22 protein-coding genes and 1 other RNA gene are annotated in these 20,683 nt (G+C 59.3%); 21 read left to right on the top strand and 2 right to left on the bottom strand.

Annotated elements, in window-relative coordinates:
• Positions 1 to 9 precede the first annotated feature (9 nt).
• Positions 10 to 903, bottom strand: coding sequence for a D-hexose-6-phosphate mutarotase (locus tag QPM17_RS01010; protein ID WP_285388001.1), 894 nt, complete (start codon positions 901 to 903; stop codon positions 10 to 12).
• Between the two features lie 143 nt (positions 904 to 1,046).
• Here QPM17_RS01010 and QPM17_RS01005 point away from each other — a divergent pair, with 143 nt between their 5' ends.
• The 21 genes from QPM17_RS01005 (at position 1,047) to QPM17_RS00905 (ending at position 20,050) form a co-directional block, all read left to right on the top strand.
• Positions 1,047 to 1,727 carry a 2OG-Fe(II) oxygenase gene (locus QPM17_RS01005; protein WP_285388000.1) on the top strand — a complete coding sequence of 227 codons (681 nt, stop codon included), beginning with the start codon at positions 1,047 to 1,049 and terminating at the stop codon, positions 1,725 to 1,727.
• 87 nt (positions 1,728 to 1,814) lie between these two features.
• An RNA gene (ffs, locus tag QPM17_RS01000) (signal recognition particle sRNA small type) lies at positions 1,815 to 1,911 on the top strand.
• 153 nt (positions 1,912 to 2,064) lie between these two features.
• Positions 2,065 to 3,945, top strand: a complete 1,881-nt coding sequence (gene dnaX, locus QPM17_RS00995) for a DNA polymerase III subunit gamma/tau (RefSeq protein ID WP_285388787.1) — start codon at positions 2,065 to 2,067, stop codon at positions 3,943 to 3,945.
• A gap of 58 nt (positions 3,946 to 4,003) precedes the next feature.
• Positions 4,004 to 4,327: a YbaB/EbfC family nucleoid-associated protein gene (locus QPM17_RS00990; RefSeq protein ID WP_150992517.1), complete on the top strand. Its 324-nt coding sequence runs from the start codon at positions 4,004 to 4,006 to the stop codon at positions 4,325 to 4,327.
• Between the two features lie 13 nt (positions 4,328 to 4,340).
• Positions 4,341 to 4,943, top strand: coding sequence for a recombination mediator RecR (gene recR, locus QPM17_RS00985; protein WP_285387998.1), 603 nt, complete (start codon positions 4,341 to 4,343; stop codon positions 4,941 to 4,943).
• 19 nt (positions 4,944 to 4,962) lie between these two features.
• Positions 4,963 to 6,111, top strand: coding sequence for a ribonuclease D (locus QPM17_RS00980; protein WP_285387995.1), 1,149 nt, complete (start codon positions 4,963 to 4,965; stop codon positions 6,109 to 6,111).
• Positions 6,108 to 6,401: a YcgL domain-containing protein gene (locus tag QPM17_RS00975; RefSeq protein ID WP_285387993.1), complete on the top strand. Its 294-nt coding sequence runs from the start codon at positions 6,108 to 6,110 to the stop codon at positions 6,399 to 6,401. Before QPM17_RS00980 ends, QPM17_RS00975 begins: the two co-directional genes overlap by 4 nt.
• Positions 6,398 to 6,844: a YcgN family cysteine cluster protein gene (locus QPM17_RS00970; protein WP_285387991.1), complete on the top strand. Its 447-nt coding sequence runs from the start codon at positions 6,398 to 6,400 to the stop codon at positions 6,842 to 6,844. The genes QPM17_RS00975 and QPM17_RS00970 overlap by 4 nt, the downstream gene beginning before the upstream one ends.
• Before the next feature lie 2 nt (positions 6,845 to 6,846).
• Positions 6,847 to 7,191 carry a hypothetical protein gene (locus QPM17_RS00965; protein WP_285387988.1) on the top strand — a complete coding sequence of 115 codons (345 nt, stop codon included), beginning with the start codon at positions 6,847 to 6,849 and terminating at the stop codon, positions 7,189 to 7,191.
• Positions 7,191 to 9,086: a VWA domain-containing protein gene (locus QPM17_RS00960; RefSeq protein ID WP_285387986.1), complete on the top strand. Its 1,896-nt coding sequence runs from the start codon at positions 7,191 to 7,193 to the stop codon at positions 9,084 to 9,086. Before QPM17_RS00965 ends, QPM17_RS00960 begins: the two co-directional genes overlap by 1 nt.
• A gap of 107 nt (positions 9,087 to 9,193) precedes the next feature.
• A complete protein-coding gene (locus tag QPM17_RS00955) occupies positions 9,194 to 10,036 on the top strand; it encodes an AAA family ATPase (protein ID WP_285387985.1) in 843 nt (280 codons plus the stop codon).
• A 22-nt stretch (positions 10,037 to 10,058) separates the two neighbouring features.
• The gene (locus tag QPM17_RS00950) at positions 10,059 to 11,237 is read left to right on the top strand and encodes a vWA domain-containing protein (protein WP_285387984.1); all 1,179 of its coding nucleotides are present in this window, start codon (positions 10,059 to 10,061) and stop codon (positions 11,235 to 11,237) included.
• Between the two features lie 360 nt (positions 11,238 to 11,597).
• On the top strand, positions 11,598 to 12,104 hold the full coding sequence (locus QPM17_RS00945) for an AraC family transcriptional regulator (RefSeq protein WP_285387982.1): 507 nt from the start codon (positions 11,598 to 11,600) through the stop codon (positions 12,102 to 12,104).
• 6 nt (positions 12,105 to 12,110) lie between these two features.
• Positions 12,111 to 13,772 (top strand): tetratricopeptide repeat protein, encoded by a 1,662-nt coding sequence (locus QPM17_RS00940; protein WP_285388786.1) that lies wholly within the window; start codon positions 12,111 to 12,113, stop codon positions 13,770 to 13,772.
• The gene (locus QPM17_RS00935) at positions 13,769 to 16,570 is read left to right on the top strand and encodes a tetratricopeptide repeat protein (RefSeq protein ID WP_285387981.1); all 2,802 of its coding nucleotides are present in this window, start codon (positions 13,769 to 13,771) and stop codon (positions 16,568 to 16,570) included. The genes QPM17_RS00940 and QPM17_RS00935 overlap by 4 nt, the downstream gene beginning before the upstream one ends.
• Positions 16,560 to 17,030 (top strand): tetratricopeptide repeat protein, encoded by a 471-nt coding sequence (locus QPM17_RS00930; protein ID WP_285387980.1) that lies wholly within the window; start codon positions 16,560 to 16,562, stop codon positions 17,028 to 17,030. Before QPM17_RS00935 ends, QPM17_RS00930 begins: the two co-directional genes overlap by 11 nt.
• A complete protein-coding gene (locus QPM17_RS00925; protein ID WP_285387978.1) occupies positions 17,031 to 17,375 on the top strand; it encodes a hypothetical protein in 345 nt (114 codons plus the stop codon). It begins immediately after the preceding gene.
• Between the two features lie 16 nt (positions 17,376 to 17,391).
• On the top strand, positions 17,392 to 18,051 hold the full coding sequence (locus QPM17_RS00920; protein ID WP_285387976.1) for a MotA/TolQ/ExbB proton channel family protein: 660 nt from the start codon (positions 17,392 to 17,394) through the stop codon (positions 18,049 to 18,051).
• Positions 18,052 to 18,067: 16 nt separating this feature from the next.
• Positions 18,068 to 18,583 carry a biopolymer transporter ExbD gene (locus QPM17_RS00915; RefSeq protein ID WP_285387973.1) on the top strand — a complete coding sequence of 172 codons (516 nt, stop codon included), beginning with the start codon at positions 18,068 to 18,070 and terminating at the stop codon, positions 18,581 to 18,583.
• Positions 18,580 to 19,074 (top strand): ExbD/TolR family protein, encoded by a 495-nt coding sequence (locus QPM17_RS00910; protein ID WP_285387970.1) that lies wholly within the window; start codon positions 18,580 to 18,582, stop codon positions 19,072 to 19,074. Before QPM17_RS00915 ends, QPM17_RS00910 begins: the two co-directional genes overlap by 4 nt.
• A complete protein-coding gene (locus tag QPM17_RS00905) occupies positions 19,067 to 20,050 on the top strand; it encodes an AgmX/PglI C-terminal domain-containing protein (protein WP_285387969.1) in 984 nt (327 codons plus the stop codon). The genes QPM17_RS00910 and QPM17_RS00905 overlap by 8 nt, the downstream gene beginning before the upstream one ends.
• Positions 20,051 to 20,059: 9 nt before the next feature.
• On the opposite strand, the gene QPM17_RS00900 is transcribed toward QPM17_RS00905, so the two are convergent.
• Positions 20,060 to 20,548, bottom strand: coding sequence for a MaoC/PaaZ C-terminal domain-containing protein (locus tag QPM17_RS00900; protein ID WP_285387967.1), 489 nt, complete (start codon positions 20,546 to 20,548; stop codon positions 20,060 to 20,062).
• Between the last annotated feature and the right edge of the window lie 135 nt (positions 20,549 to 20,683).

Raw genomic sequence — 20,683 nt, 5'->3', positions numbered from 1 at the left:
CCTGATTTTTCAGACTCTTCCAATCATAACGCCAAGGGTATGGCTTTGGCCTTCATTAAGCACCCGGTAATCACTGAGGGCATTGGCGCTCTCGACGCACAGCATGGACTGCCAGGCCTCATCGGGGAAATCCGACAGTCGTGCGGCCTTTTCCGGGCCGGGATTCCATACCACCGTGGAGTCGCTGCCAATGGCGCTCAACGACCGCTTTCCTGCCGGGGTCGAGATAACCAGATCCCCTCCGCTTTCGTAGATGCGGTCGGTTTCCCCGTTGAACACCACGGGCCCCTGCTGGTTGTGGTAACTCCAGTCGTTCAGGGAGTCGATGTAGCCGCAGTTCTCAAGCCCCTCGACACGGGTCTGGCGGATATCCGCCGTGGGCAGGTAAGTGTGGAGCGCCTGACTGAAAGCAAGGGGATCCGCCCCTGCATTCGTGGTGCTCAGAGCCAGTTGGCAGCCGTCCGTCGAGAAGTTGAACGTCATCAGCAAACGTGCGTGCCCGTTCCAGACATCGGCGAAATCATTGTTGGCGTCCAGGGAGAGGCTGATCTCTACCTCCTGCGCGGTCTCGCGAACATCCTCCAGCTTCCATACCGCCGTTCGGGCAAAGCCATGGGAGGCATCGGTCAGTATCCGCCGCCTTACTTCCGGTGGGTTTTTCTCAGGTACACCAAACCAGGGCCAGCATACCGGTATGCCACCGCGAATCGCCCGGCCCGGTTCGAAGCGGGCGGTGTCACTGACCCACAGCCAGTCCTGCTCATCGGTGGGGGCGAAGTGGGTGAGATGGGCCCCCTGCAGGAAGACGCGGGCGCGGAATCGGGGGTGGCGTACTTCGATAGCCTCCAATTGCCCGACGGTTGTCCAGCGGGTAAACGACCAGTGCCCTGGTTTTAGTGTCACTTGCTGCCTCGTTACTGCGTTTCAACGTAAGTGCATGAATGCGGGTTTGTGTTACGGCATTTGCTTACCGTCAGGGTAAATTAAAACTGTCTTTACGGCGAGAAACCGGCATAAAATCGCCTGTCCCAGCCGGAGTCTGTTTAATGAATAACCAGCTTGTCGCCCCCATTCTTCCCCACAATGAGCCAGAACCCGTCGTCAGCGATCATTGGCTTGATGAGCTGGCGGATGGACTGACTGAGCATGGCTGGATGAGCCAGGACGTGGCGGTACGTCTGGGTGCGGAGTTGTTGGCCGGCCTGCGCAATGAAGTGCATATTCTGGACCGTACAGAAGCGCTCAGAAGGGCTGGCGTCGGGCGTGGGGCGGGTCTGCAGCGGGACCGGTCAGTGCGCCGCGACAAGATCGCCTGGCTGCAGGGTATTACCCCGGTACAGGCCGAGCTGTTTGGCTTTTTCGAGTCGGTCAGGCTTGGGCTTAACCAGCGCCTGTTTCTCGGGCTCAAGCGCTTTGAGGCCCACTACGCCACTTACCATGAGGGCGATTTCTATCGCCGTCATGTGGACAGCTTCCAGGGCAGGGCATCGCGGGTTGTGAGCCTGGTGTTGTACCTGAATGAAGGCTGGGAGGAAGCCGACGGTGGCGCCCTGCAGGTTTACAATCGTGAGAATGAAGACGAAGTCTGCGGCTCAGTGCTTCCCGAGGAAGGGCGCATGGCCCTGTTCATGAGCGAGGAAATACCACACGAGGTGCTGCCGGCCAACCGCACCCGGTACAGCATTGCCTGCTGGTTTCGCTGTGATGAAGTGCCGTTGCCTTTGTAGTGGCTTTGGCATTGTAGTGTCCGGACCCTTTTGCTAATATGCGCGCCGCTTACGGGGATTTAGCCCCAAAGCCCGTTATGGTGGCTCCATTGGTGCCTCCGCAACGATAAACCGTGAACCCGGTCAGGCCCGGAAGGGAGCAGCCGAAGCGGTGGACTTGTGTGCCGGAGTGTCGCTGGTGGAGTCACCCCCATCTTGATTTGGGGTCAGACCCCAATACATTTCGCCTTGCCAAATGCACTGGGGTCTGACCCCGAGTTTCCGCACCCTTGCTGACTTCTTCTGACACCCTGACCGTGCTATGGTTGAACCCATTTTTAACGGCAGTTGGCAGAACATGAGCTACCAGGTACTTGCCCGCAAGTGGCGCCCCCGCACCTTCGAAGATATGGTCGGCCAGGAGCATGTGCTCCAGGCACTGATCCATGCCCTGGATAACCAGCGGCTGCACCACGCCTATCTGTTTACCGGTACCCGCGGAGTGGGCAAGACCACCATCGGGCGCCTGCTGGCCCGCTGCCTGAACTGCGAAACCGGTGTTACCGCCACCCCTTGCGGTACCTGTTCCAGTTGCCAGGAAATCCAGGAAGGCCGTTTTGTTGACCTGATCGAAATCGATGCCGCCTCACGTACCGGTGTGGATGATATGCGGGAGCTGACGGACAACGTTCAGTACTCACCATCCCGTGGCCGCTTCAAGGTGTACCTCATCGACGAGGTGCACATGCTGACCAACCAGTCCTTTAACGCCTTTCTGAAAACCCTGGAAGAGCCCCCGGAGCACGTCAAATTCCTGCTGGCGACCACGGATCCCCAGAAGCTGCCAGTCACGGTTCTGTCCCGCTGTCTGCAGTTCAACCTCAAGCGGATGACGCCGGAGCACATCGCCGGGCATCTGCGGCACGTGCTGACACAGGAAGGCATTCCTTTTGAAGAACCGGCCCTGTGGCTGCTGGCCCGCGCCGCCGACGGCAGCATGCGGGACGCCCTGAGCCTGACCGACCAGGCCATTGCCTTCGGAAACCAGAAACTCAGTGGCAGTGATGTCAGCAATATGCTGGGCACCATTGACCAGCGGGATATTGAAAAGCTGGTCAATGCGCTGGTTGAAAATGACGGGCCGGCGCTGCTCTCTGAAATCAGCCGCATTTCCGATTTTGCGCCGGATTACAGCGTGATCCTGGCAGACCTGCTGTCGCTGTTTCACCGGGTTACCATGGAGCAGGTGGTACCGGGTAGCGTGGATAACGCGCTGGGGGATGCGGCCCAGGTGGAGTCACTGGCCCGTCGGCTGAGCGCCGAAGACGCGCAGCTGTTTTACCAGGCTGCCCTGATGGGGCGTAAAGACCTGGCAGTGACGCCGGATGCCCGCATGGGTTTTGAAATGACACTGCTGCGCATGCTGGCGTTCCGGCCCGGTGCGGATCGGCGTGAGCCACCGGCGATTGCCTCCGGTGGTTCGTCCGCTGGCCAGGAATCACGGGAAGACCCCGAACCTGGCCCGGCGGCGACAGCGCCAGAACCAGAGCAGATACCAGAGCCAAAACCAGAGCCAGAGCCGGAGCCTCAGTATTCAGAGCCGGTGGCAGAGCGGGCTGCTCCTGAACGGGCTGAGCCCGAACAGCCTGCACCGGATGCACCCCCATCCCCGGAGGAACCGGATTCAGGCCCTCCGCCGGTGGAAGCCGATGAGGCCTGGCTGGCAAGCTTGGATGCGGCGGCAGAGTCCGCAGCGGCTGAATCTTCCGTTGCCGACAATTATGTGTCTGAACCGGTGGTGGAGGAGCAGGCTCAGCCTGAATCCGAGCCTGAACCCCTTCCGGATACCGGTGAATTTGTATGGGAGCGGGATTTCCGCAGCCTGGGTATTGTCGGCATGCCGGGTAACCTGGCCAGTAACGCCGCCATGTCCCGAAATGGCGATGAAATCGTACTGACTATCGACGAAGGCCACGCCCGGCTCCTGAATGCTCGCCACGAAGAAAAGATCATAGAGGCATTGAGGAATCGGTTTGGCGACACCATAACCCTTCGTGTAGAGCAGGGCGACGCTGGCGGGAAAACTCCCGCAGCCTGGGAAGAGCGCCAGCGCCAGGCCCGTCAGAAGGCTGCTGAAGAAGCGATTCGTAACGATCCGGCGGTGCAGTCCATCGTTGAACGATTCGAGGCAAGGGTAGTCGAAGACAGTATCCGGCCGCCGCAGCAGGCCAAAGGATAACCAGTGCGGGCGCAGCCCCGTGTGAGGGAATGGCGAGGCAATTCTGGAGAAGGTGAGCATGATGAATAATATGGGCGACCTGATGAAAAAGGCCCAGCAGATGCAGGAAGAGATGAAGAAGGCCCAGGAAGAGGCTGCCAAGGCCGAGATTACCGGCGAATCCGGTGCAGGCCTGGTGAAGGTGACCATGAACGGGCGCCACGATGTCAGGAAGGTGGACATTGATCCTTCCCTGCTGAGCGAAGACAAGGAAATCCTTGAAGACTTGTTGGCAGCGGCCATTAACGACGCCGTCCGCCGTGTCGAGGAAAACCAGAAAGATAAAATGTCCGGCATGATGTCCGGTATGGGCATGCCTCCGGGCTTCAAAATGCCGTTCTGATAGAGGATTGCTGATGGCTTTTAGTCCGTTGGTGGATGAGCTGGTGGAATCACTCCGGTGTCTGCCTGGTGTCGGTCAGAAAACGGCTCAGCGAATGGCCTTCCACCTGCTGGAGCGTGGGCGCTCCGGCGGGTCGCGCCTTTCAGATGCTCTGGAGCGGGCCATGACCGGCGTTCGCCGTTGCGAGAGCTGCCAGAACTTTGCCGATACGCCCACCTGCAACATCTGTGAGAATCCGGAGCGCCGGACTGGAACCCTCTGTGTGGTGGAAAGCCCCTCGGATCTGTTGGCCATTGAACAGGCGGGCGATTACCGTGGCAGCTATTTCGTGCTCATGGGGCATCTGTCGCCTATTGATGGGGTGGGCCCCGAAGAGATTGGGATCGAACGTCTGCTCAGACGCATTCACGAGGAAGGCGTAACCGAACTGATTCTCGCCACCAATCCGACGGTGGAAGGCGAAGCCACAGCCCACTATATTGCCGACAGGCTGGATGGCAGCAACATTCTGATTACCCGCCTTGCCCACGGTATCCCTGTGGGTGGTGAACTGGGCTACGTGGACGGCTTCACCCTGACTCATGCCTTCCGTGGCCGCAAACCCCTGACTGAATAAACCTGACCGGGCCAATTATATGGACGCTACCAACCCGGCCGCACTCGTTCCCGCGGCTCCCGAGACTGTTTCCTGGATTCGGGAACCGGAAGAACTGGATCGCTGGATTGCAGAAGGCAAGGGCGAGCCGCTGGCGCTCGATACCGAATTTGAGCGAGTGAATACGTTTTACCCGATCCCGGGGCTGGTGCAGTTGGGGCTGGGGGAGCGGTTTTGCCTGGTAGACCCTTCGGTTGCCGAGGCTTCAGAGGGCTTTCGCCGCATACTGACCGATCCGGACGTGCCCAAGCTGCTTTATGCCATGAGTGAGGACCTGGAGCTCTTCCGCCACTGGCTGCAGCTGGAACCCGAAGGGCTTGTTGACCTGCAGATCGGTGCCGCCCTGGCCGGTGCCGGTTTCTCCGTGGGCTATGCCCGGCTTGTTGAAACCCTGTTCGGGGAAACCCTGGATAAGTCCGCTACCCGGTCGGACTGGGTCTCACGCCCGCTTTCCGAGGCCCAGGAGCGTTACGCCCTGGACGACGTTCGTTTTCTGGTTCCCCTGTATCACTGGGTGATGGCGCGGCTGCGGGAGCGTGGGCTTGAGGACGCGCTGGCGGAGGAGTCGGCCCGGTTTTCCCGGGAGCTGGCGGCCCAGGACGATCCCGACAACCATTACCTCAAACTGCGCGGCGGATGGACCCTGAGCCGGCAACAACAGGGTGTGTTGCGGGAACTGGTTCGTTGGCGAGAGCAGGAATCAAAACACCGTGATCGCCCGCGAAGCCGTGTTGTCGCAGACCCGTTGCTGATCGCCATTGCCCAGAAACTGCCGCGATCAGTGCGTGAGCTGTCTTCGGTTCAGGGCGTTCCCTCGGTCGTGGTCCGTCGTTACGGTGACAAGATCATCGAGATGGTTGCAGAAGCTGCCTCAGCGGACAATTCAGGTATCACAACCATTGCTCCACCCCTGAGTCGGGAGCAGCAGATGTTCTATAAACAGGTCAAACGCGAGATCGTTCAGGCGGCCGAGGCCCGTGATGTTCCCGTGGAGTTGCTGGCCCCGCGCAAACGCCTTGAGGCGGTAGTGCACCAGCGGGATCTGTCAGCAGGGCTTTTTGATGAAGGCTGGCGCCGGGAAACCCTGGCTCCTGTCCGCGAACGAATCGAGGAATTACTGACATCATGAATGGAAAAACCTTTGTATCGGTGTTTCGTAGCAGCAAGAAGCCGGACACCTATCTATACGTTCGCCGTGGCCAGCTCTGGGATGACCTGCCGGACAGCCTGCGAGAGATTTTCGGTAATCCGGTCCATGCCATGGACCTGATCATGACGCCGGAGCGCAAACTGGCCCGAACCACCGGCAGGCAGGTTCTGGATGCGATTGCCGACAAGGATTTCTTCCTGCAGATGCCGGAAGAAACCAGCGGCTATGTGGTGGATTTTCGCCGCAAACCGGAGCAGAACCGGGGATGATTGCAGAGATTCCGTTCTGGCAACGCAAGCGTCTGGATGAAATGACGCCCGCGGAGTGGGAATCCCTGTGTGACGGCTGCGGCAAATGCTGCCTGGCCAAGCTGGAAGATGAGGATACCGGCGATGTTTACTACACCGACCTGGTGTGTCGCTATATGGACCAGGACACCTGTCAGTGCACGGTCTACAGCGAACGTCTACAGAAAGTGCCGGCGTGCACCGTACTGACACCCGAGACGCTGGGCGACTACCACTGGCTGCCATTTACCTGCGCGTATCGTACACTGGCGGAAGGCCGTCCGCTGGCGGACTGGCACCCGTTGCGCTCGGGTGATCCGCAAACGGTACACGAAGCCGGCGTGTCGGTTCGTCACCGGGTCATCTCGGAAGCCGACGTTGCGGAACAAGACTGGGAAGAACACATAATTCACTGGATCCTTTAATAATGATGGACGTAGAAACCAACCTCGCTTACGGAATATTCTGGACCCTTTACGCGGTTGCCTTTGTGGTCTTCTTCTACATGATGGCAAGGCTGCTCCGCATCATTCCGATGTACGCTGTCAGGACCCTGTTACAGGCCGCCCTGGTGGTTATTTTCCTGACCCCGGTGGAGTCCTCTGAGGTCGCCAACTGGTGGATGCCGGCCTGGCTGCACGGCGGCTATGAAACCATCCTGGGGGATGCCAGCGAAGCCGGGCGCGCCTTCCTGAACTTTGGCATCGCCTCTGCCATCATGTTGCTGGTGTGGATTCTCGACCTGGTGAGATACCGGCTGGTAAAGCGCTGATGCAAGAACTTCTGAAATCTCTGCTTGTTGCCGCCTTGATGCTGCCTGTGGCGGTGTTCGCCCAGCAGCCGCCCTCCCTGGAGCTGCCTGATGACGCCGATATCCGCATTATTGTGGATATTTCCGGTTCCATGAAGGCCAATGACCCCGATAATCTGCGCCAGCCCGCCGTCAGACTGCTGGCAAGAATGCTGCCGGAAGGAGCCGGGGCCGGGGTCTGGACGTTCGGGCAGTATGTGAACATGCTGGTTCCCCACGGCGAAGTGACCAGTGACTGGCGGGAGCTGGCCATCGACCGTTCGGGGCAGATCAATTCCGTTGCCCTGCGTACCAATCTTGGCGAAGCGCTCCGCGTAGCCAGCGACCCTTATCTGTCAGGGGGTGAAGAGCTCGATAATACTGATTTTATTCTGCTGACCGACGGCAAGGTGGATATCTCAGACGATGCTGGCACAAACCAGCAGGAGCGGGAGGAAATCCTGGGCTCGCTGCTGGCGGAGCTGACTGACCGGGGCGCCACTATTCACACCGTGGCCCTGTCCGAAGAGGCAGACCTGGCGCTTCTGGAGGCCCTGGCCAGTGAAACCGGCGGTAGCTACTCCCTGGCGCGTTCTGCGGAGGCTTTGACACTTGCCTTCCTGAAGGCCCTGAACACCGCAGTTCCGCAACAGCAGATTCCCATTGAAGGTGACAGCTTTACGGTGGACGACGGCGTAGAGGAATTTACCGCGTTAATCTTTCGCGCGGATGATGAGCCTGCCGCTACCCGTGAGCTGGGGCTGGTCAGCCCGACCGGGGAAGAGTCTACCGCCGAATCCGTTGCCGACGGAATGCGCTGGGCCCGGGAAACAGAGTACGACCTGATTACCGTGACCGACCCGGCGGCCGGACAGTGGCGGATCAACGGTGAACTGGGCGAGGGTAGCCGGGTGACGGTGGTCAGCGATTTGCGAATGGTGGTCAGCCCGATACCGCCAACGTTCACCGCGGACGATCCCGTGTCGGTCAGGGTGGCATTTTTTGAAGGCGACCAGAAGATTGATAACGCCGATTTTCTGGGGGTGATTGACGTACGCCTGACGCTGACCTCGGACGATGGCCGCAGCGGCACCAAGACCCTGTCTGGAGACCAGCCCCCGGAAGATGGTGTCTATTCCGATGACATAGCGCGGCTTCCTGATTCAGGCGAATACGAACTGGATATTGTGGCTGACGGCCAGACCTTCTCCCGGCGGTTCACTGCCGTTACCCGTTTTGTGGCGCCCGAGGGCGAGGAAACCCCGGTTGCGGCCGAGCCTGTGGATACGCTGCCTGAACCTGAACCTGAACCTGAACCTGTGCCTGAGGCCCCAGAGCAGCCGGCCTCCGACGCCGGGCCAATTGATATCAGCCAGGTGGAGGAATCTGAACCCGAGCCTGCTGCTAACGCCGAAGAATCCGCCGTTGTTCCGCTGTGGATGATGGCGGCCGCTGGTGGAGTGGGACTTCTGGTGGTCGCCGGGGCGGTGTTCCTGATGATGCGCCGCAGGAAGTCCGGAGATGAAGAGGCTCCTCCCGTGGTGCAGCCGGAGGAAGAGGAGATTCCGGTTGCCGAGCCAGATCCGGAGCCCGAAGCGGATCCCGAACAGGAAGAGGAAGTGCCCGAGGACGATATCCCCGTCGCAGATACCACCATTGATGAGCCCGAGCCCGAGCCCGAGCCCGAGCCCGAGCCCAAAAAAGAGCAGGAGCCGGAAAGCGAAGACGCAGAGCCGGAAGAAGACGAGGAATTCGGTCTGGAGGATTTCGACCTGTCCGAATTTGATGACCTGCCGGATACCGGCGATGAAAAAGGAATCCTGGACGACGAGGATGAATCTGACGACGGGGAGGACGACGGGAAAAAGGATCGGTGAGGCAAGGAAAAAGTGACGCCCCCTTATCAGGAGGGCTCCGGTTCTCTATACTTTACCGCTATTTTCAAACAGACGTTTAACCGTTAATTGAACAGGATACTGAAAGCATGAAGTTTACCGGTACCGAGAAATACGTAGCCACTGACGACCTGCAAATGGCGGTGAATGCGGCCATCACTCTTCAACGGCCGTTACTGATCAAGGGTGAGCCCGGCACCGGTAAAACCCTGCTGGCGGAAGAAATGGCCGCCGCCCTTGGCATGCGCCTGATCCCATGGCATATCAAGTCCACCACCAAGGCCCAACAGGGGCTGTACGAGTATGATGCGGTCTCCCGCCTGCGGGATTCCCAGCTCGGTGACGAGAAGGTCAAGGACATCAGCAATTATATCGTCAAGGGCAAACTGTGGGAGGCTTTCGAGTCCGAGGAACAGGTTGTTCTGCTGATTGATGAAATTGACAAGGCCGATATCGAATTCCCGAACGATCTGTTGCTGGAACTCGACCGCATGGAGTTCTTCGTGTACGAAACACAGAAGCTCGTGCGGGCCAAACACCGCCCGATCATCGTGATCACCAGTAACAACGAGAAGGAGCTGCCGGATGCCTTCCTGCGCCGCTGCTTCTTCCATTACATCAGCTTCCCGAACCACGACACCATGCAGAGCATTGTGGACGTGCATTTCCCGGGCCTGCAGCAGCAGGTGGTACGGGACGCGCTGGAAGTCTTCTTTGACGTACGCAAGGTGCCGGGCCTGAAGAAAAAGCCCTCCACGTCGGAACTGATTGACTGGCTGAAACTGCTGATGGCGGACGAGTTGTCTGCCAAAATGTTGCAGGAGAAGGACACCAGTTCCGCCTTGCCGCCACTTTACGGCGCACTGGTGAAAAACGAGCAGGATGTCCACCTGCTGCAGAAGCTGGCCTTTATGGCCCGTCGTCGCGCCTGAAATCCGGCAAGAGCAACACTGTATGTTGATTGATTTTTTTCTCGAAGTCCGGCGCGCCAGGGTGCCCGCCAGCCTGCGCGAATTCCTCGATCTGCTGGAGGCCCTGCAGAACCGCCTGGCGTTTGCCGATATGGAGGAGTTCTACTATCTGGCCCGGGTATGCCTGGTCAAGGATGAGCGCCATTTCGACAAGTTCGACCGGGCATTCCAGGCCTATTTCGAGGGGATTGAAAACCTTGATGACCTGATGGAAGCGCTTATTCCCGATGACTGGCTGCGCGCTGAATTCGAGAAGCAGCTGTCGGAGGAAGACAAGGCGAAAATCGATTCCCTGGGTGGCCTGGAAGAGCTGATCGAAACCTTCAAGAAGCGCATGGAAGAGCAGAAGGAGCGTCATCAGGGTGGCAACAAGTGGATTGGTACCGGTGGCACCTCGCCGTTCGGTGCCAATGGCTATAACCCGGAAGGTTTCCGCATTGGCCAGAACAAGGGTCGTCACGGCCGCGCCGTGAAGGTCTGGGAAAAGCGCGAGTTCAAGGACCTGGACGACAGCGTTACCCTGGGTATACGCAACATCAAGGTGGCCATGCGGCGGCTGCGTAAATTTGCCCGCCAGGGCGCCGCTGACCAGCTCGACATGGACGACACCATCCGCTCCACGGCCCGGAATGCCGGCTACCTGGATCTGAAGATGGTTCCGGAACGGCACAATGCGGTCAAGGTGCTGATCTTTTTTGATGTGGGCGGTTCCATGGACCCTCATGTGCGAGTGTGCGAAGAACTGTTCTCTGCCGCCCGCATGGAGTTCAAGCACATGGAGTATTTCTACTTCCACAACTTCATCTATGAGAGTGTGTGGAAGAACAATATTCGTCGCATGAACGAGACCACCAGTACCTGGGACATCCTTCACAAATATACCCCGGACTACAAAGTCATCTTTGTCGGGGATGCCACCATGGCGCCCTACGAAATTTCCCATCCGGGTGGTTCCATTGAACACTGGAATGAGGAAGCGGGTGCTACGTGGTTCCAGCGTATTACCGAGCATTTCCGTAAGGTGGTGTGGATCAACCCGTTGCCAGAGAGCTACTGGGGGCAGGGTGGTTCCCTGGGAATGACCCGGCAACTGGTGAATGACCACATGTACCCGCTGACCATCGAAGGCCTGGAATCGGCCATGAAGCAACTGAGCAAATAAAAAAAAGCCGATGCGGTTGAGGGCATCGGCTAAGCTCGGCATATCAAACGGGGTGACTATCTCAACACCCCGCGTATCTATATACGCAAATCTGAGGCCACATAAATAAAACAGCTGAAAAACAATTGGTTAGATAATTTCTGCTGTGCATCTCCCCGAATGTGATATTCCCCCGTGTTTTGCTCCTGTCAAATAAACCGACACTTACGAATTCCGATTTGGTGATCTGGATACCGTTCTTGGCTGTTACCAAGTGTTACTCTTTCCGCCAGTTTGTAACGGAACATTGCAAGGGGCAGGAAGCGTATGATCGCCGGAGCGCATGTAACAGAGCCGGTTGGGCGGAGATTCAGGGTTGCGGTGGCTACTGTAACGGCCGTATTTACGGCGCTGATCCTTCCCGTTGGCCAGGCGGCCATCGCGGATACGCTGGACGAAGAGATTGATCGCCTGAAGGCTGACGTGGCGGACCTTGGCCAGACGCTCTACGAACTTGAAGAGGATGTGCTACACCCTGCTGATACGCAGGTGGCAGTTTTCCTGACACTCAGGGATCGGGAAGGGCTCGAACTGGATACCGTCGAGCTGTATCTCAACGACGCACCGGTCGCCTCCCACCTGTATACCGAACGGGAACTGGCATCGCTGAAAAAGGGGGGTGTCCAGAGGCTTTACATCGGTAACCTTCCCCACGGAACCCACCAACTGAAAGCCATACTCACGGCCCGCTCTGCCAATGAGCGGTTTGTGCGCCGGGAAGTGACCCATGATTTCCGCAAACGTCCCGGTCAGTCCCGGCTACAGATGACGCTGGATGCCAGGGCGCCAGATTACGAACCGGTTGTTTCATTTCAGGAATGGAAGTAGGGCGTGATGATGGCGTTTGGGCACCGGCTCGGCAATAACAGCGGTATGTTTGTCCTGGCTCTGATGCTGGTCTTCATGCCTGTCCTGGCGGGAGCGACGGTGGACACCAGGCAGGCACTGCGTACTGGTCTCGCCAGGTTCGCTCTGGATTCCGGAAATCCTGCGGAGGCCTTGCGCCATACCCGCGCTCTGTCTACCGAAGAAGCCCTTCTGGTTCGCGCCCGGGCCCTTATGGCAACCGGCAACAACAAGGATGCCAGGGATCTGCTGGAACAACTGGCTGGCGGCCAGTATTACCGTGGTGACGCGTCTCTGTTACTGGCTGATCTTGTGGTTGCCGATGGGGAAGACGGCGGGGAAGAGAGCAGAAGGCATCTTGAAGTGGCTACAGAGCTGGCTCATGGCGAAACCAGACAGCAGGCACTGTATCGAATGGCTGAACTCCACCGCGAAGCGGGGCACACCGACAGAGCGGGCAGGGTCCTGGCGTCAATAGAGCCGGGGTATTGGGCAGCACTTGGCTATATGAATATGGCCGCTGACTTTGGCAGGCGCGACCTGAACCCATCCCGGGCCCTGGTGGCATTGCGGGTGGCGCTGGCAATGTCGGAGAAAGACACTGACAGCCGCCGTGGTCAGGAACTCAGAAGCCGGCTTCTGGTGCGGGCGGGGCATCTTGCCCATAAGCACGAAGATTACGACAAGGCCATCAGCTTCCTGGAAAAGGTGCCCCTGGAAAGCTACAGCACTCCTCAGGGTCTTTACCTGCATGGCCTGGCGCTTTCAGCCAAAGGAAACCACCGGGCTGCCATGCAGTCCTGGCACCGGGCCAGAAAGTACCCTCTGGCGTATCCCGGTGTCGCCAATGCCTGGTTGGGGACCGGCAGGGGGTACGATCTTTCCGGGTACCTTGGCCAGGCGGGGGAAGCTTATCTGGCCGCCAGCGCCTCTTTCGAGACCGAGCGGGTTACCCTGCGGAAACTGGCGGATCAGATTCGTAACAAGGGTGCTTACCGGGCATTGGTGATGGACGCCCGGGACTCCAGTGCCGAGTGGTTTCTGGCAGACAGCCGCACACTGACTCAGCCCAGAACTGCCTATCTGTTGCGATTCATGGAGCAGCGCCGCGCCCAGGAAGCGGTTAACCGTGTTGCAGATCTTGAGCAGCTTGGGCAGCAGATGGCCCAGCACGAGGACAGTCTTTCGGTATTTCGTAACGCTATCCTGGAACGTATGGGGCCCGTTGACGAACGCATGGTGGGCAGAGAACGCTATGAGGAAGAGATCGAAGCCCTGACCGAGCGGATTTCGGCTCTTCGTAGCCGGGTCACCTCGCCGGCCCAACAGCAGTCGTTGCGGGGAGCTGCCAGTACCCTGTCGGACTTGAAAACTTCCCTTCGGAAGCTGGATCAGAGGCTGGCTTCGAAAAATCAGCGCCTGACCGAATTGCTGGCCCGTACTGACCGTGCCCTGGAGCGGGTAAGAGGGGCCCGCGACCGTGCTGCAAGATTGCAGGCTGAGGCTGAAGCAGCTCTGGACGAGATTGCCCTGGCCTTTGTGAAAGCCCAGGACGATCGCATGACGTTTGCCCTTGACCGCACGGAACAGCGGATTGCCCATCTGTATGAATACCTTGCCCTGCAGAACATTGAGCGGGGTGACCCATGAAACGGTTGCTGATCGTTGCTCTGGGTTTGGCGGTATACGTGCCTGGCCCGGCCGCCATGGCCCAGGAATCCTTCCGTGTAGAGTTGGGGCGTGACGGCGAAACCATCGGTGATATGCGGCCGGTGTTTCTCGAATTCAAATCCCGCCCCATGCCGGCCATTTCACCGAGGGAAGTAGCCCGCCGATACCAGCGACTGTTTGATAACTCCGACGAGCCGGAGGTGCGTATTGACGCCCTCAACCGGCTATCGAACATCCAGAAGGCGACGAATGAAGACGTCAGCTTCAGCAATGAGCGGGAGCAGCAGGTTTACCAACAGGCCCTCGACAGCTACGAAGCCATTCTGGACAGGGGCTCCTATCAGGGCCGGCTTGATGAGTTGCTGTACCAGATGGCGAAAGCCCATGCCTATACCGGTCAGGCAGAAGAGTCCATTGATCGCCTGCGACAGCTTGTTGGACTTTATCCGTCGTCGACACTGGTCCCCGAGGCCCGTTTCAGGATTGCCGAGGCCGCGTTTTCGGCCGGTGACTACGCCGTGGCGGAGTCTGAATACAGCCGGGTCATCTCCGGTGAGGGCTCTGACAGCCTCAAGACCAAGGCCCGCTACATGCAGGGGTGGAGCCAGTACAAACAGGGCCCCGCTGCCTGGGACAGGTCGGGAGAGACCTTTATGGCGGTTCTGGACAGGTTCGACGATGAAACCGACAGCTTCCGGCGTATCCCCACCAGCGATGCCGGGCTGGTGGAAGATACTTTCCGGATTATGGCGCTGATGGCAGCAGAGGACCGGGGTGCGGATTCCCTGGACGGATGGTTGAACAGTGTTGGCGGAAGGGATTATGGCTACCTGCTTTATGACCGGCTTGCAGACTACTACGCCAGCAATACCCGTTACGAGGACGCCGTGGAGGTGAACCGGCACTTCGTGGGTGCACACGGGAATCACGCATCCGTGCCGGCATTTCTTTCCCAGAACGTGGATGTCTGGCTTATGGCCGGCAGAACAGACCGTGCCCGGGAAGCGCGGGCGGAGTATGTGAGGTCGTTTGCAGGAGAATCCCGCTACCAGAGCCTCGCACGTTCAGACCAAGGGCGCTGGCAGGAGTTCAGTCGCCTGCTGGCAGACTACCACTACGATCAGGCGGAGAACGCCGGGGCTGACCGGCGGCGGGAGCAATTCCGACTGGCTGCGGACTATTACCGCCAGTTGGCAGCAAGGGTCACCGACCCCGGGGAGGTTCTGAGGCTTTCGGGGGATGCCTTCCTGCAGGCTGGCGAGTATCGGCAGGCACTGAACGGATTTCAACAGGCTGCCTATGACACCAGTGGATACCAGGGCGCGGCCGATGCCGCCTGGGCCGCGATTGTGCTTCAGCGCAAGGCAGTGGACGGCCACTATGAACTGGAGCTGACGCTGGACGAACTGGCGTCGGAAGCCGAACGCCTTGCCAAAACCTTTCCAGGCGATCGGCGCCTACCCGGGCTGAACGCCGATATCGCCAACCGGATGCTGGCGCGTAATCGCCGTGACGATGCCCTGAAGTTCGCGGAAGCGGCTATTGCCCATCCGGCTGCCAGTGCCGGGGAGCAGTATAGTGCCTGGCTGGTTTCCGGCGAGGCGTTCGTTGGCGCGGAATCTTACGGGCTTGCGGAGAATGCCTGGCGCAAGTCACTGGCGCTGCTGAACTCCGGTGCGCTACCCGACAGGCAGGACGAAGACAGGCGCAGCCTGCAGCGCCAGCTGGCAGGCAGTATCTACCAGCAGGGTGAACAGGCTGCCAATGAGGGCAGGACTGATCAGGCTGTTGCCCATTACCAGCGGGTGGAGTCTGTTCTTGCCGGGTCTGACATCGCGATCAAGGGTCGCTACGATGCCGCCAATACGCTGCTTCAGGCAGAGCGCTGGCAGGCGGCAGTCAACGAGTTGAACCGTTTCCGCGCCGACTATCCGCAACATGAGCTTGCCGGCACGGTGAGCGAAAAACTGGTGTTTGCCTATCAGTCGTCAGGTCAGCCGGTGCGGGCTGCGGATGAATTGATGGCCGAAGCCGACGGGAATGCACCAACCTGGGAGCAGCAGCTCAGGGCGGCAGAGCTATACCACAAGGCCGACGCCCATGAGCGGCGTAACCGTATCTATGTGGCGTGGCTGGATCAGGGTGATCCAGCGGCTGCCCCCCCGGATTCCGATGCCCATATCCGTAACCAGACCATGCGCCAGCGACTTGTGGCCGCCGGGGTTGAGCCACGTCGTTACCGCGCCGAGCTGGTGGCGAGTGAAGTGACCAGCCAGTGGCATTCGGATGACACCCTGGCCTGGGCCGGTCGTGCTGCGATTGAGCTGGGAGAGCAGGAGGCAGCGAGGTTTGCAGCGGTACCACTGCAACACCCCCTGGGACCCTCACTGAAGCGGAAACAGGAGGCCATGGCAGCGGCACGGGAGCGCTTCATGCAGGCGGAACAGCTGGGTGGGGACACCTTCCGGTCCGAGGTTCTCTTCCATCGGGCAGAACTCTATCGGCAGATGGCTGATGACCTGATGGCCTCGGAAGCGCCCGCCGAGCTGAATGAGCTGGAAACCATGCAGTATCAAATGCTGTTGGAGGAAGAGGCTTATCCATTCGAGGAGAAGGCCATCCGGCTGCACGCCGAGAACCACCAGCGCCTGGCAGACGGTCACTTTGATCACTGGGTGGAGCAGAGCCTTCAGGTTCTGGCAAAGCTGTTCTCCGGCCGCTACGACCGGGATGTTCGCTGGATGACATGGAATGAGGAGTCCAACGATGGTGCCTGATGCTGTTCGTTCCCTGCTACTGATCGTCTTGTGTGCTGCGTTGGTATCCGGCTGCGCCAGTACACCCGAGCCCGAGCCTGCCGTGGACAGGAGTGCCGAAGCCGGCGAGTTAGCCCGACAGGCTTGGCACGCGCAGCAGGAGGGCAAACTCGACGAGGCATTGGCCCATTACCGGCAGGCCTTCAGCCTGGATCCGCGCAATGCCATGACCGCCAATAACCTGGCCCTGTTGCTGCGGGAACAAGGGCGTTTTGATGAAGCGGTGAAGACGTTGCGGGAGGGCCTTGAGCACTCACCGGACACCGCAGAGCTGCATTACAACCTGGCGGTTATCTCCGAGCTGTACCTGCTGGACCTGGCCACCGCGTTGCGGCATTACCGCCGCTACCGGGAGCTTGCCGATACCGAAGGCAAACAGGTGGCCGGCTGGATTGCTGACCTGGAACGGAGGGTTGAGTAAATGAACAGACTTCCGCGGATATCAGCCGTGTGCCTGAGTTTACTGATAGCGCTGGCGTCGTCACAGCTGCTGGCGCGAGAGGCTGGCACTGATGCGCCAGCGACCAATAGTGAAACCGTATCCCTGACCGTGGAGGGCATTACCCGGAACACCGGTGATGACGACCCGGGCGTGCTCTACATCCTTCCCTGGCAGCCGCCAACTCTGCCGCGACGTACGCGGGCAGAGCTGGAGGCTGGTAGTGAGGATCTGCTTGAACCCAAGGATCCGCTGACGCTGGAGCGTCACCGGAAGTTTCGTGAAACCCTGAATCCATCCCTGGATTCCACCCTGTCCCTGCAGTAGAACCGGGAGTCTGAATATGCTGGAAACTGTTGTTCGTTTTTTTCAGGAAGGTGGCCCCTTCATGTATCCCATCGCCCTGGTGCTGGCCATTGGTCTGGCCATCACCATTGAGCGATTTGTGTATCTGGCCTCCGTGCGTCGCCGGAACAGGCTGGCGTTCGAGAAAGGCATACTGCCTTTACTGCGAAAGCGGGACTATCAGCGCGCCATGAAAGCGGCCACCGGTTCCGACAGCGCTATCGCGTCCATCATGAGTGCCGGTATCGGGCGGCTTCTGAACAATCACCCCCGCGAAGACGTGGAATACGCCATGGAAGAGGGGTTGATGGAAGTCTTGCCCCGGCTGGAAAAGCGCACCCAGTACCTGGCGACACTGGCCAACATTGCCACCTTGCTGGGCCTGCTTGGCACCATCATCGGGTTGATTGCGGCGTTTACGGCGGTTGCCTCTGCAGACCCATCGCAGAAGGCTTCGTTGTTGTCGGAAAGTATTTCCGTGGCCATGAACACCACGGCATTCGGGCTGATGTCCGCCATTCCGCTGTTGATGTTCCACGCCCTGCTTCAAACCCGCACCAACGAGATTGTCGACAGTTTCGAAATGGCCGGTGTGAAGCTGCTGAACATCATTGCCGAGCAGCCATCATCACCGTCACCAAGGCAGTCCGCCGCCTGAGCCGGGGTTTCGCAGTATGAGACGAAAGCATCGCAGGCTAGTCAGTAATCCGGAACTGGATATCACGCCGTTCCTGAACCTGATGATTGTGCTGGTACCGGTACTGTTGCTTGGCATGGTATTCACCCAGATCCGCATGATCGAGCTGAACTTTCCGGGCATGGAAGCGGGCGAGGCACCGGCAGCTGATGATTTGCGGCTTGTGGTTGCCCTGATACCGGAGGGCCTGGAAGTCCTGGACAGCGAGCGCGGCGTTATAAAAACGCTGCCGCTGGTGGAGGGCGAACAGGATTTCGACGGCTTGCGGGAGACCCTGAAGCTGATCAAGAAACGGGTGCCTGATAAAACCGATATTGTCCTGGAAGTCGGCCCCGATATTGACTATCAGACCCTGGTTACCACCATGGATACGCTTCGATCCTACCCGGCGGTGATTGCAGCAAGCGTTGTGGAAGGGGAACTGTTCCCGGACGTTGCCCTGGCGGATTCCCCGGAAGACCGGGTGCTGTCGGGTACAGGGGAGGGTGCATGAAAACATCCCGTCGCGCCCGCCGCATGCAGCGCCACTACAGCCGCATGCATCGACCCGGCGGCCTCAACCTGGTATCGCTGATGGATATCTTCACCATTCTGGTGTTCTTCCTGATGGTGAACTCCTCTGACGTGAAGGTGATGCAGAATACGGCCGACGTGCCCCTGCCGGAATCGACCGCCACCAAGGACGCTGTGGAATCCATGATGGTGCAGGTTATTGGCCAGTCCATTCTCGTCCAGGGCCGTGAAGTGGCCCGGCTGGACAGTATCGAGACCGGCGACAAGACCGTCGGCGGGCTGGCGGAGGAGCTTGCCTGGGTTCGGGAGCGACGGGGAGAGGTACCGGAGCAGGGCCATGAGGTCACCATTATGGCCGGGCGTACCACCGATTACCGGCTGCTGAGAAAGATCATGCAGACCTGTATAGACGAGGATTTCCGACAGGTAAGGCTGGCCGTTGAGTCGGCGAAGGAGGTGGGCAGTGGCTGACCGTCAGAACCTGCCTTCCGGCTTACCCTGGGGTGCGGAGAAAGGCGAAAACCGTCGTTTCCTGTTGGCGCTGCTGGTCATGCTCGGGATCTTTCTGCCGCCCGCGTTTCTGATTCCGGCACTGGATCTCCCGGAACCGGAGCGCAGTGAAGCCGAAAAGATACCTCCCCAGCTGGCGCGGCTGGTAGAGCAGCCAGAACCTCCGGAGCCCGTCGTGCTACCAGAACCGGAACCGGCGCCAGAACCTGAACCTGAACCTGAACCTGAACCAGAGTTGGCAGAACCCGAGGCCCCGCAACCCGAGGCACCTGAACCCGAGGTTGCGGACCAGGCACCACCACCGGAGCCGTCCACCCCTGAGCCGCAACAGACCGTTGAGCAGGCCCGTGAAACCGCCTCCCGTTCAGGTCTTCTGGCAATGAAGGATCAGCTTGCCAGCATGCGGGCACCGGAACCGGATCGGGTGGAAACCCTGACGGCCAATGTGGATGGCGAAGGGGCACGGGAGTCAGGTGACCTTTTCGGTGCTGACGCTGACCGGGAGTCGGCGCTGGCAGGCAGTGGCGGCGTTAGCCGGGAATCGGCCCCGGAAACCGAGGTCGCGGTGGCCGGGCACCAGGTGCGTGAGGTTGAAGCGGCGCGGGAAGTGGCCGCCGAGCCCGCACCGGAACCGGAGACCGGCCCTGGTAAGCGCGCCATGAGCAATATACGCCAGGTCTTCGATGCCCAGAAAACCGCACTCTATTCCCTGTATCGTCGGGAGCTGAGGCAGGACCCCACGCTGGAGGGCAAGGTAATGCTGGAACTGGTGATTGAGCCGGACGGCTCGGTGTCCAGTTGTGCCGTGGTGAGCTCGGAGCTGGACAACAGGGAACTGGAGCAGCGCATTGCCACCCGGGTGCGCCTGTTCAACTTCGGCAAAGACGATGTGGAAACCCGCACGGTGAGGTTCCCCATCGACTTCCTGCCCGGTTAGCCAGGCTGGTTACGAGTGCTCAATAGTAATCCTGGGCAACCGGGGTTTGCTCAGGGACATTTTCTGGGTAGGCGCAATCACTTTTGCCTCGCCAGTGACCACCTGTTGATCATTCTGGTTACGGACATCGCAGGCCAGAGTCACGCGGTTCTTTCGCTCCTTGGACAGTACTTTCAGGTTTACCGTGAGCGTGTCATCCAGCTTTACCGGCCGCTTGAAGGACAGGCTCTGCTCCAGGTAGATGGTACCCGGCCCGGGCATCACCGTTGCCAGGGCCGCGGAGATGATCGCGCCGCTCCACATGCCATGGGCAATCCGCTCCTTGAATGCGGAGTCTGCGGCGAATTCGGAATCCAGATGCACCGGGTTAACATCGCCGGATACCGCTGCAAAAAGCACCAGTTCGTCTTCTGTCAGCGTCTTCACGTAAGTGGCGGAATCGCCTTCCTGAAGTTCTTCATAGGTAATGTTTTCAAGCGTGTCGAGGGTGTCGCTCATATGGGCTCTGCCTGGAATCCTGAATAGTGTGTTGCCAATCGGTTATTGGATATAAGAGCTACAGTTCAGCCTCGAAAACTACCTCATCGTTCACAAAACTGCTATTCTCTCCCGACTTTTCGAGGCTGATACTTT

Origin of the sequence: Marinobacter azerbaijanicus, assembly GCF_030250645.1 — a bacterium.
Taxonomy (GTDB): domain Bacteria; phylum Pseudomonadota; class Gammaproteobacteria; order Pseudomonadales; family Oleiphilaceae; genus Marinobacter; species Marinobacter azerbaijanicus.
The sequence above is the reverse complement of the archived record's forward strand: the minus strand, read 5'-3'. Positions and strand labels throughout refer to the sequence as shown.

Excerpts from the sequence above, each read along its gene's own strand:
- QPM17_RS00960 (WP_285387986.1), top strand. The coding sequence starts at position 7,191 with ATGCAAGAACTTCTGAAATCTCTGCTTGTTGCCGCCTTGATGCTGCCT.
- QPM17_RS00950 (WP_285387984.1), top strand. The coding sequence starts at position 10,059 with ATGTTGATTGATTTTTTTCTCGAAGTCCGGCGCGCCAGGGTGCCCGCC.
- QPM17_RS00975 (WP_285387993.1), top strand. The coding sequence starts at position 6,108 with ATGAATGGAAAAACCTTTGTATCGGTGTTTCGTAGCAGCAAGAAGCCG.
- recR (WP_285387998.1), top strand. The coding sequence starts at position 4,341 with ATGGCTTTTAGTCCGTTGGTGGATGAGCTGGTGGAATCACTCCGGTGT.
- QPM17_RS00965 (WP_285387988.1), top strand. The coding sequence starts at position 6,847 with ATGATGGACGTAGAAACCAACCTCGCTTACGGAATATTCTGGACCCTT.
- QPM17_RS00970 (WP_285387991.1), top strand. The coding sequence starts at position 6,398 with ATGATTGCAGAGATTCCGTTCTGGCAACGCAAGCGTCTGGATGAAATG.
- QPM17_RS00925 (WP_285387978.1), top strand. The coding sequence starts at position 17,031 with ATGAACAGACTTCCGCGGATATCAGCCGTGTGCCTGAGTTTACTGATA.
- QPM17_RS00935 (WP_285387981.1), top strand. The coding sequence starts at position 13,769 with ATGAAACGGTTGCTGATCGTTGCTCTGGGTTTGGCGGTATACGTGCCT.
- QPM17_RS00980 (WP_285387995.1), top strand. The coding sequence starts at position 4,963 with ATGGACGCTACCAACCCGGCCGCACTCGTTCCCGCGGCTCCCGAGACT.
- QPM17_RS00900 (WP_285387967.1), bottom strand. The coding sequence starts at position 20,548 with ATGAGCGACACCCTCGACACGCTTGAAAACATTACCTATGAAGAACTT.
- QPM17_RS01005 (WP_285388000.1), top strand. The coding sequence starts at position 1,047 with ATGAATAACCAGCTTGTCGCCCCCATTCTTCCCCACAATGAGCCAGAA.
- QPM17_RS00955 (WP_285387985.1), top strand. The coding sequence starts at position 9,194 with ATGAAGTTTACCGGTACCGAGAAATACGTAGCCACTGACGACCTGCAA.
- dnaX (WP_285388787.1), top strand. The coding sequence starts at position 2,065 with ATGAGCTACCAGGTACTTGCCCGCAAGTGGCGCCCCCGCACCTTCGAA.
- QPM17_RS00910 (WP_285387970.1), top strand. The coding sequence starts at position 18,580 with ATGAAAACATCCCGTCGCGCCCGCCGCATGCAGCGCCACTACAGCCGC.
- QPM17_RS00940 (WP_285388786.1), top strand. The coding sequence starts at position 12,111 with ATGATGGCGTTTGGGCACCGGCTCGGCAATAACAGCGGTATGTTTGTC.
- QPM17_RS00920 (WP_285387976.1), top strand. The coding sequence starts at position 17,392 with ATGCTGGAAACTGTTGTTCGTTTTTTTCAGGAAGGTGGCCCCTTCATG.
- QPM17_RS00930 (WP_285387980.1), top strand. The coding sequence starts at position 16,560 with ATGGTGCCTGATGCTGTTCGTTCCCTGCTACTGATCGTCTTGTGTGCT.
- QPM17_RS00990 (WP_150992517.1), top strand. The coding sequence starts at position 4,004 with ATGATGAATAATATGGGCGACCTGATGAAAAAGGCCCAGCAGATGCAG.
- QPM17_RS00915 (WP_285387973.1), top strand. The coding sequence starts at position 18,068 with ATGAGACGAAAGCATCGCAGGCTAGTCAGTAATCCGGAACTGGATATC.